A 10584-nucleotide genomic window follows, 5' to 3' on the forward strand; every position below is an offset into this window, starting at 1 on the left:
CGACGCCGACCCCATCAACTACGTAGACCCCAGCGGCCACATCGCTCTCTCCTACCTGTTCGCCGAGGCACACCAACTCAAGGCCTTCACGGGCGGAGGAAGCGTCAAGGGCAGAGTCGACGCACTGGACAGGGCGGCCGCAAGCGCCAACGCTCCGGGCGACCTCAGTGACATGCCAGAATTCAAGATGGGCAAAAACGGCCGAGTCAAGTACGACATGACCACGGGTGACGCCACCCTGGAGCAGGCCAAATATGCCACCCGATTCAATTTTGCACAGCGGAAAATTTTCCACGGAACGAGCGCGAGTAACGCACAAGAAATCAGCCGAACCGGGATGAAAAAGGCCACCCGGGTTGCCATGGGAGAGGGGGCATACTTCACCCCGATGTACGATGCAGCCCTTGGCTACGCCCAGACGTCACGCGGCACCGGGAAAGCAATTATCGAGGGAAGGTACATAGGCAAAAAGCCCGTCCTGAAAGTATGGGGACACTCCTATGCACATGCCAGCGGAAAGCCGGAAGCGACGCGAACCTATAACACCATGAAGATCAACGGTGGAATGGGGATGCCGACCCTGAATGACGAGGCACCCTCCTCCGTGAGGCGGACAGTAAATCCAGACTACAATAAGGATGAAACGCTCAGCCTGACCGGCAGCCAGAGACACACACCCCCATTCATTGAGCAGAATGTATTCGACCAGTCAGGCCTGAGCAAATACGCAGAGGCGAATGGATATGGCGCGGCCTATCATTCTATGAACTACCATGAAAGCGTGCACTCCTGGTCTAAGATTCAGTATCTCCTAATACTCGACCCGAAGGACTTCAAGATGACCGGAGTCAAATACTTGAATTCCGACAAGTGACGCTCCCGAACCCTTCGGCCTGACCTCCCTGGTCAGACCGGAAAAATCCCCGCCCTGCTACCTGACGATTCCTCAATTACGCTAGGTACGCCAGAGCGGGGCCGCCGTGCTCTTCTTGCGGGAACAGACCCCCTCCGGCATCTCGAACCGCCATCAGCCCACGTCAGGGCGGGCGGGAGCCCGCCTCCTGCGCGAACCAGCACTTGGTTCGCCGACATTGCTTGGGCAGCGCAGGAGCAGGCACCGCCGACGCTGGAGACGCTCCCCTCGCGGCGCTCCACATCATCCGCCCGGCCCCCGGCCACTGCTGTCACTGACTGTCGCCGGCGCACTCGGCGTACAGGCCCGCGAGGTAGGACCCAGCCTCGGCCAGAGGGGGGCACTTGCAGCGGCGATTCGATGTTCTCCGATGACGTGGTGCCTTCTACTCCCCGTGACTTGGTCTGCGACATGCCACCTTCGGCGCAATCAAGGGTGGCTGTGCGTTCGGCGGTCACCCTGTGCCTGTTGACCACGGTCGAGGCAGGGAGCCAGGGTGCACCAGTCGCGTGCGACGCTGTCCGGGATGGTGCGGCGGGCCCAGCCTGGGCTGGGACCGCCGTGGCGGGAGACTCTGTCCCGGCCCGAAGGACGACGGCTTGCGTCACGACAGGTCCTGAAGCGTCCGATCGCTGACGGTCCAATCCTCCCAACCCTCAGGTCCGGGACACTTGGACCGGCACCAGGTCCTGCTCACTGCGAACAGCCGGGAACGCGTGCGCGGTCAGGGCAGATCGATGGGTAGTCGCGCTGGAGACATCCTGCGCACCGAGGGACCGACCGCCGCACGGATCGTGGTGACCTCTGCCGTGGCTTGGCAGGTAGCCGAGTGGCTGGGAGCGGACCAGCCGCCGGTCTATGCGGCCGTCGTACCACTCGTCGCCCTGCGCGGCGACCCGGTCACCGCGTTGGCGACCGCCCTTCAACGTGTGCTGGGTGTTATCGCGGGTGTCGCGATCGGCATCATCGTCCTCAACGTCCTGCACCCCTCCACCATCGCACTCGCTCTCGTCGTAGCGTTGGGCCTGGGAACCGGGATGGTCCTCCGCGCCGGCGGCCCGCTGAACGTCCAGGTCGCAGTCTCCTCCCTGCTGGTCTTCGCCAGCACCTCCCCCGACGGCTACGCGGTCCACCGTCTCTGGGAGACCGGAGCGGGAGCAGCCGTCACCATCCTGGTCTCGCCCCTGCTGTGGCCCCCCGACCCGCGCCGTACTCTCACATCGCTGTCCCACGAATCACGTATGCACCTGGTCCAGGGTCTGACCGGGACCGTTGCCGTCCTCGGCACCGACCCCATCACAGCCCGCGCCAACGTCGCCGCCGTCACCGGCCACACCGATGCGATTCATAACTGCGCCGTACGTGCCAACGAGGCCGAACGCACCATACGGTTCAATCCCTTGCGGCGAAGGCACCGCGACGCGGTGGAACGACTGGCCCACGGGATCAAAGCTGCAGGAAGACTCGCACCTCACCTGACGACCCTTGCCGCTGAGGCGGCAGCCTTCACCGGCAGGAAAGACCTCGTTCCCGTCCTCGCCGACGCTCGACGGTACCTGCCTGCGCTGGCCGCCTCCACTACCCAGGTGATCACCGGCGCACTGGGTACGGGCGAGCCGGAGCCCGCCCTATCCAGCGCTCGCGACCTCATCGCCGCTTACGTCCGCGTCGATTCCCGCCCTGCCGCGGTCGCCCTGCGTCGCCCTTTCCAACAGATCCTCGACCAGCTCGACCCGCACCATCCGGCCTGACCTACAAGCATCCGGTAACCGGTCGAACGCGGCGCGGCTACCGGCAAGCGCTGACGCCCCCTCAAGCCCCGCCTGGCACCTGGACCCGCGGCATGGACGCGCACACCCGGTCGAAGCGGCCCGCGCCCTGAGCTGGACGGATCCCGAGCATCCGGGTGACCGGACGGCGGCTATCCGCACCTTCCGTGATGGGCACACCGGGGCCTGGTGCGCCGCCGACAGCCCGCACGAGCACTCCGACTGACCGAAAACTCCTTCGCCTCCACGGCCCGCGGCGCCGGATCGGGCAGAGCTACAAGCAGATCAAGGACGAACTCGCCCGGGGTGATTTCCAGGTCCGCCCAGATATCGCGATCCGCCGCCACCAGACCCTCGTGAACTGCGCGTTCTCTTTCTGTCGGGACGCCTGGTCCGCGGACAAGTCCCCATCGCAGCAACGAGATCAGGCCCATCCGCGCGGTCTGCGCCTGGCTCAACCCCTGGCACACCCTGCAACGCTACTGGCACACCTGGTCCAACACGTCCTCTCCGCCCGAACTCCAGGCCCCCACCCCCGTTGGCCAGCGGACCAGCCATCGATCTCTACTTGCGGGTCCAACAAACCACCGGTACGTACCGTCGACTGCGGTGGAAGCGTGGCATCAAGCTGGTCATCGCCCGCAACGTGAGCCACGGAATCAGGGGCAAAGAAGCCCAGTCCGACCTCGACCCTACGCCGAATGCGAATACCTCCTACATGTGATCTGCCCCGCGAAGCCTCAGTCCCTGTGCCGCCAGTGCACCAGATACCGACGGACCGGCAAATCCACGACGGGACCTTCCGTGCATCGCACTGTCACTCATGCAGCTGACCCGGTGAGCAACGCGGCGCAGCCTAGCAAGAATCAGTGCTGCGGATTTCATGATCTTCATCCTCGCCTCTACGGTTTACGAGTACTGCCAGTACCCAGTACACATTCGTTACGCCGCTTCAGGCCTCCTCCGATCGGCCGGGAGGAGGGATGAAGCTTGTTTCCATGGAGCCCATGCCACCTAGGGCGTCCGGTCTCTTGTAGGGAACTCCGCTGTTGAACGAGTGTTTTCCACCCCTTCGACCACCGATCGGGGGATCCATGATCAGATCAAATTCTTACATCATGTGTCCATGGACGCTGTGATCGTGGGAATAATCCTCATAGTGGCCACCTGCTGCGCAGTGGGCACTGACTACTTCCTTGAACGTTTCGGACAAAGTGGGTCCACCCGGGCACCGGAGACAGATCTGTTTCTCAAGGACCAACGGAACACGGCTGGAGATTGACGACAACGAGTCTGATCTCAAAGACGTTGCCGTTCCGATCTTGAGGGCTGTCGGTCGAACGGGAGTCCCGATCGGGTAACTGCGGCAGCTTCCGTGCATCAAAGTCGCCGACCTGTTCCACCTGTGCGAAGTGCCGCCCGGTGCCCGGCTCCCAGACGAGCAGGAATCCGTCGGCCACCGGCAGGAACGCCGTCAGCAAGGCGCCCGGCGCGCGTGGCAGCGCGATCCGGCGCAGGACCTCGTCACCAGGGCCGGTCGCCTGCAGCACGCAGGTCGTCCACACGGTGCTGTGTCCGGCGCGCGGCCGTGGACGGCGCGCGGCAGTCCCGCGGCGCGCAGAGGGTCGCTTCCCTTCCTCGGCCGACGATGCGGCACGGGGAATCCTGGATCGCCGGTATCGCGGACACGGACGGTATATGACATCACGTCAGAACTTGGGTTGCGCCGCCCATCGTGACGAGCCCCAGGTGCGGCGACCGGAGCGTACCGGTCGCCGTCGAATCGGCTGCGCTCCGCGACTCCGGCCGCCGTCCGGGGTGCGCGTGCTCCACGTCGCCCGGGTGTTCGCCGATCGGCCGGGGCGGATCTGCACCGCCGGATGTGACTCCGCACCGCACCGTGCGGCTGTCACCTGGCGGCAGTTATCGGGCCGGAGGCGGCGGTTCGAGGAACAGGTTGATGAGTTCGGTGGGCACGGGTTGCTGGCCGGGGCCGGGATGCGGCCCGCGCCTGGCCGGACGAGGGTTGCGGCCTGGCGTTTCACCGTTGTAGTCCGTCCGGAGGCCCATCCGGTGGGGCGGCAGGCCGAGCGTTTCGCGCAGAGCCGCCAGGTACTTGTGGACGGTCCGGGCCTGCCGGACGGCCAGGACGAGTTGTTCGCCGTCCATCGCCGCCAGCCGTTCCCGCCCGGAATCGGCGAGCGGCAGGTCGATGCCGCGCAGCAGCTCCTGGGCCTGGTCCCGCAGGTGGGGGGCCTGTTCGGCGAGGCGGCGTCGGCGCAGGGCGGCCTGACGGCAGGCCTGTCCGCAGTACAGGCCCGGCCTGCCGGTACGGGCCCGGCTCGGCAGCCGCCGGTCGCAGCAGGGGCCGGCGCACACGGCGGGCCCCGCCGGTCCATGATGGTCCGTCATCGCCCCACAGTGACAAAATCCGATGTTCGCCACAAGCAGACCCGCTGCAGGGGCCGGTGTCCGGTGGCAGCGACGGCCGCTCATCGCCGTCCACACCGTCGCGGGCGGGGCTCGGCCCGGTGCCGACCGACCCGCCCGGGCGGCATGGTTCCGTCCACCGGCGGCAGCGGTCGCGCGATGGCGTCCGGGGCTGACGCGCATGTGGGAACGGTCACCGACGCAGCGGACCGACCGACGAATATGTAGGGCTCATGGATCCCGATGATGCGGCGATGTACGTTCGCTCCTGAAATACGCTTCATTCAGTGGCTCGGAATGGAAAACCTGTCTCCTCCGGGCACCTCCGCTCGGAGGTGCGTCGGCAGGCGCTGCCCTCGCCGGAGACCGGAGATGACCGCGGGCGCCGTCTGGGACAGCATGGAGGGATACGGAAGGGGTCCGATGGCGTTCTCGACGCAGGAACCCGCGGAACGGACGCTGCTGCTCGTGGAAGCCGACAGCGACACCGAGCGCGCGCTCGTACACCGCTGGGCGGCCGAGCACGGGCTGGGCACCGCCCGGACCTTCCCCCTGCACGGGGACGACCTCGCACGCGCGCTCGACGACATCGTGCGCGCCGGCACCGCGGCCGACACAACCCTGACGGCGGTGAAGGTGGCATGGCTGCCACGCGAGCGCAACGGCGTGCGCCGGGCACGCTGGAGCGACGCGCTGGCACTCCGCGACCCCCGCCGCCCCCCGCCGATCGAACAGGCACGGATCGCACGCCGCGAACCGGACCGGGCCCAGGTCGTCGTATCGGAGCCCGCGACCGTGGCCGAGCTGCGCGACCGCCTGCCCGACGGCGACGACCTCGGCCGCTTCATCTCCTCCCAGGCCCACCTCGCGCTGCGCCGGGCCGTACGAGCCGTCGTCGGCGCCCGGTACAAGGTGCCGACCCGGATCGTCGAGTCCATCGAGGCCGATCCGGCGTTCAGACGCGAGGTGGCGGCGCTCGCGCAGCGGCTCGACCTCTCCGAACACGAGGTCGCCTCCCGCATCGGCCGCGATCTGCGCGGACTGGTGGCCTCGCTGAGCCCGATGGCCACCGACCTGCTCGCGGGCGTCCTGCGCCCACTTCACGCACGGGCCTGGGACGTCCAGGTGGACGAGTCCGGCATCGAGCGGCTGCGGGAGCTGAACAAGTCCGGGGCGCTGGTGTTCCTGCCCAGCCACCGCTCCTACGCCGACCCGATGCTGCTCGCCGACGTCCTCACCGAGCGCGACTTCCCCCGCAACCACGTCCTCAGCGGGGAGAACCTGAGGTTCTGGCCGGTCGGCCCGGTGGCGCGGCGCGCAGGCATCGTCTTCATCCGGCGCGTGTTCGGCGACGACGAGGTCTACAAGCTCGCCGTCCGCGAGTACTTCGCGTTTCTGCTGGCCAGAAGGTTCAACCTCGAGTGGTACATGGAAGGCGGCCGGTCGCGCACCGGGAAGCTGCGCGCCCCGCACTACGGGCTGCTCGCCAACGTCGCCGACGCCCTCGAACGCGAACACGTCGCCGACGTCCATCTGGTCCCGGTGTCGATCACCTACGACCAGCTGCGCGAGGTCGCCGCGATGGCCGCCGAGCAGTCCGGCGCGACGAAGAAGGGCGAGGGCATCGCCTGGCTGGCCCGGTACGCGGCCGCGCAGCTGCGCCAGATCGGCGTCGCGCACGTCCGGTTCGCCGAGCCGATCTCGCTGCGGGACGCGTTGGCCACCGGCCCGGACCGGCGTGCGGCACTACGGCGGGTGGCGGCCGAGGTCGCAGCCGGGATCAACCGGGTCACACCCGTCACGGCCACCGCACTCGTCGCGCTCGTACTGCTGGGCGTCCGCGACCGGGCGCTGACACTGGGACAGGTGCAACGCGTGCTCGCGCCCGTCCTCGACCACCTCGACGAACGCGCGCTGCCCCACTCGGACGAGTCCCTGCGCACCCCGGCCGGGATGCGGGGCGTGCTCGCGGCGCTCACCGCGGAGAACGTCGTCACCACCTACTCCGGTGGAACGGAACCCGTGTACGCCATCGAACCCGGCCATCACCTCGTCGCCGCCTTCTACCGCAACTCCGCCGTGCACCACTTCGTCGACCGGGCCCTCGCCGAGCTGCTCGTGCTCGTCCCGGACGAGGAACGCGGGACGGAGCTGGCCGAACTGCGGGAGCTGCTCGGCGGCGAGTTCTTCCTGCCCGACCTCGCGACCCACCGCGCAGGCCTGGACACCGAGCTCGCCCGGCTCGGACCGGGCACCGGGCCCGACGTGCTCCGCCGGGCGCCGTTCCTCATGGCCCACCGCGTGCTCCGGTCATTCGTCGACGCCCAGCTGGTCGTCGCGGAACGGCTCGCCGCCCGCAACCCGCGCACGCCCGTCGTCGAGAAGGAATTCCTCGACGAATGCGGCGGGGTCGGCCAGCAGATGCTGCTGCAGGCCCGGCTGCACGGGCCCGAGTCGCTGTCCCGGGAGCTGTTCGCGGGGGCACTGAGGCTCGCACGGCAGCTGGACCTCGTCGATGCGGGCCGTGAGGAGCTCGGCGTCCGCCGCGAGGAGTTCGCCGAACGGATCCGAGCGCTGGTGCGGCGGGTGATCGCCGTCGACGACGTGGACGCCGAGAACCGACGGGACATCGTCGACGACCCGCAGTGAACGGACCGCAACGGCCCCCTCGCCCGCGTCTCCCCGGCCCGTTCCGCTGGTGGCCGCCGATCATCGCGTTCCTCCTCCCGCGGTCGCCGACGGACCGACCGGTGGAACGCATCCTCCGGGAAGTCAACACCGCGGCCGAGGCGCCGACTCGCCGCTCGAGGTCGAGCACGTCCACCAGCACCCGATCAATTAATTCTGCGCCCTTCTCCGACCCAACAGGTAAGCGGATCTCAAGTGCTCATCCTTCAAGATATTCTTCCGTACGGCGGGATCCTGGGACTTGCAGTACTTGTAGAATATCTTCGGCCCCTTGGACATGAGGACGCTTGTGGCGCAGCGCAACTCCCACCAATTCTCGATGGCCTTGCTGCTTCCGAGGATGAACGCCCGGGTCTGCTCGCCGATTCCCTGCCAGTACCGATACGCCTCGTCGGAATCCTCATTGATCAGTCTGCGCATCATTCGCTTCGCATCCGCTGCGGAGAGAAGGACTTGAGGATCGGTATCCGTCGGCACATCATAGGTTGTGCCGTGTACGCCTTCGCTCGGCGCTCGACAGGCGACTATGTGCAGAACGTCGTAGTGACTGAGCTGCACGCCGATGCTACTGTCCGGGTCGAGGATCCCGCCGCAGGAGTGGCGGGATCCATCCCGGCAGTTCTCGGGCGACTCGCAGAATCGCGTATCCGAAAAACCGCTGGTGCTCAGCCAGAGGATCGGGTACGCACTGCCGCCGTCCTGCGCCACGACGGACTCCACGGAAATTTCCAGGTCCGTCATGCCACTGAAAGTGTAGTTCGGGATGAAGACCGGCGCACCGCCAGGATCACGCGAGAACTCATCATATCCGGTCTCGGGTTGGATCTGCAGGACCCTCATGCCTGCGTCTTCGGCGAGGAAGGTCCCCGCTCGGGCGTGGAACACCACCCTTTTCCCTTCCGGAAGCAGCACCTCCTCCGCATCGGATGACTCCAGCCATGCCTGGGCACTCAGATAAATACTCGACATCGAACAGCCTCATAGTCGTCGCCGAACCTAGGGCCATCGAAGTTCGGTCGCAGCATTTCGACAAGGCCCGATAGTGCACAGTGAGAGGCAGTGAACCGTTCCGACTTCTCTCGGGTCGGCTCGTGCTTCGACAACGCCGCCGCGCAGGCCTCCATCTCACTGCTCAAGGTCGAGCACGTCCGCCGGCACCGGTTCGCCACGCGCACCGCGGCCCGCATCAAGATCGCCACCTGGATCGCCGACTTCGGCAACACCAGGCGCAGGCACACCCGAGCCGACGGACTCCCACCGACCGAGTTCGAACGCATCATCCGACAGTGCCGACAACCGCCGTCCACCAGGACGAGACCGCACAGAGAGGACTTCACGAAACGAGGGGATGGACACTTGCTGCCGACCAGGAGACCGCCTGACTCCAGGTCACGTGGGCTGACCTGCTGGGAACGGGCGGCGCTCCGCCCTGGTGCTGCGGCCCGCCCCGAGCGGGGCCGCCCGTGAACTCGCCCTCCTACGCTCACCACAGGTCGGCGGCGCGGCCTCCTCCGGCCGGGCGACGGCCGCTTCGGCGGCGGCGACGGAATTCGGCGGGAGCAGGCCGGTGGTGGGTACTCGCGGCCCCGCGTCGCCAAGCCGGTAACCTCAACTGCCAACAGCCATCGCATGATCTCTACTTCTATAGTTACTGTCATGCAATTGGATTTGAATCTGCTCACCGCCCTGGACGCGCTGTTGGAAGAGGGCAGCGTGGCCGGAGCCGCGGACCGGCTTCACGTCACCGCGCCGGCGATGAGCCGCTCGCTGGGCCGTATCCGCAGAGCCACCGGCGACCAGATCCTGGTCCGCACCGGACGCCATATGACGCCCACGCCCCGCGCACTGACCATGCGCACCGAGGTCCATGCCCTGGTGCAGCAGGCTCACCAGTTGCTGTCCGCCTGTACGGATCTCGACCTGGAGGGCCTGGAGCGGGTGTTCACCGTCCGCCTGCACGACGCCCTCACCACCGCCTGCGGAACCGCCCTCGTCGCCGCGGTGCACCGCCAGGCCCCGGGGGTGAAGATACGTCTGACGGTCGAGCCCGGCCACGACACCCCCGAGCTGCGTCGCGGTGAGGTCGATGTCGCCTCCAGCGCAGGACCGTCGCCTCAGCCCGACATCCATCACCGCCTCATCGGCCAGGACAGGATCATCCTCGCCGTCCGGGCGGGCCATCCGCTCACCGAAGGACCGGTGACCGTCGAGCGGTACACGGCGGCCGACCACGTGACCGTCTCCCGCCGTGGAAGCCTGCGCGACCGGGTCGACGATGTCGTCGCCGCCCTCGGCCACGAGCGCCGTGTCACCGTCTCCGCCCCCGCGACGGACACCGCCCTGCAACTCGCCCGTGACGCCGACGTCGTGGTCACCCTCCCCGACGCGGTCACCCGCTCCGCCCGAGAGCAGCTGGGCCTGACCACCCTGCCGCTGCCGTTCGACCTGCCGCCCGTACCCCTCTATCTGCTCTGGCACAAGCGTTACGACGACGACCCCGCCCACGCCTGGCTGCTCAACCTGGCGACCCAGACCCTGCAGGACCTGTTCACCACTGCGGAGGCCTCCGGCCGGTAGCGTTCCGTCGCAGCAGTGGACCCGACCGTGCCGGATGCCGACCGGTACGGCCCGGCGCGGTCGAGGCTCTGCTCACCGACGAACTCGACTCGACTTCTCCGCACCACCGGCGGACGCGACGAACGACCTGGTGCCCGCGCTGTCCCGCGAGCGCCAGGTCGTCCTGCCCTTCAAGAGCTTGGTCGTTCTCGAAGAATCAGCCGGTGG

At 67.5% G+C, this 10584-nt stretch carries 8 protein-coding genes; 5 read left to right on the forward strand and 3 right to left on the reverse strand.

Annotated features, from left to right (window positions below):
- The coding region (locus AA75_RS49720) for a hypothetical protein (RefSeq protein WP_158515562.1) at positions 1-874 on the forward strand (874 nt) is incomplete at its 5' end.
- A gap of 710 nt (positions 875-1584) precedes the next feature.
- Positions 1585-2664 carry an aromatic acid exporter family protein gene (locus AA75_RS24785; protein ID WP_082526803.1) on the forward strand — a complete coding sequence of 360 codons (1080 nt, stop codon included), beginning with the start codon at positions 1585-1587 and terminating at the stop codon, positions 2662-2664.
- 1268 nt (positions 2665-3932) lie between these two features.
- On the opposite strand, the gene AA75_RS24790 is transcribed toward AA75_RS24785, so the two are convergent.
- A complete protein-coding gene (locus AA75_RS24790) occupies positions 3933-4232 on the reverse strand; it encodes a hypothetical protein (RefSeq protein WP_149038351.1) in 300 nt (99 codons plus the stop codon).
- A 373-nt stretch (positions 4233-4605) separates the two neighbouring features.
- Positions 4606-5094 (reverse strand): hypothetical protein, encoded by a 489-nt coding sequence (locus AA75_RS24795; protein ID WP_149038352.1) that lies wholly within the window; start codon positions 5092-5094, stop codon positions 4606-4608.
- Between the two features lie 441 nt (positions 5095-5535).
- Between AA75_RS24795 and AA75_RS24800 the strand changes: the two genes are divergently transcribed.
- Complete coding sequence (locus AA75_RS24800; RefSeq protein ID WP_051813252.1) at positions 5536-7761, forward strand: glycerol-3-phosphate 1-O-acyltransferase; 2226 nt, start codon at positions 5536-5538, stop codon at positions 7759-7761.
- A gap of 189 nt (positions 7762-7950) precedes the next feature.
- Here the strand turns inward: AA75_RS24800 and AA75_RS24805 are convergent, their stop codons facing one another.
- Positions 7951-8769 (reverse strand): hypothetical protein, encoded by an 819-nt coding sequence (locus AA75_RS24805; RefSeq protein ID WP_033822447.1) that lies wholly within the window; start codon positions 8767-8769, stop codon positions 7951-7953.
- 90 nt (positions 8770-8859) lie between these two features.
- Between AA75_RS24805 and AA75_RS54060 the strand changes: the two genes are divergently transcribed.
- Positions 8860-9267: an integrase core domain-containing protein gene (locus AA75_RS54060; RefSeq protein WP_082526804.1), complete on the forward strand. Its 408-nt coding sequence runs from the start codon at positions 8860-8862 to the stop codon at positions 9265-9267.
- Between the two features lie 189 nt (positions 9268-9456).
- Positions 9457-10377, forward strand: a complete 921-nt coding sequence (locus AA75_RS24810; RefSeq protein ID WP_033822448.1) for a LysR family transcriptional regulator — start codon at positions 9457-9459, stop codon at positions 10375-10377.
- Positions 10378-10584 lie beyond the last annotated feature (207 nt).

The sequence above is a fragment of the Kitasatospora sp. MBT63 genome, assembly GCF_000710465.2.
In the GTDB taxonomy this organism is placed as follows: Bacteria; Actinomycetota; Actinomycetes; order Streptomycetales; family Streptomycetaceae; genus Kitasatospora.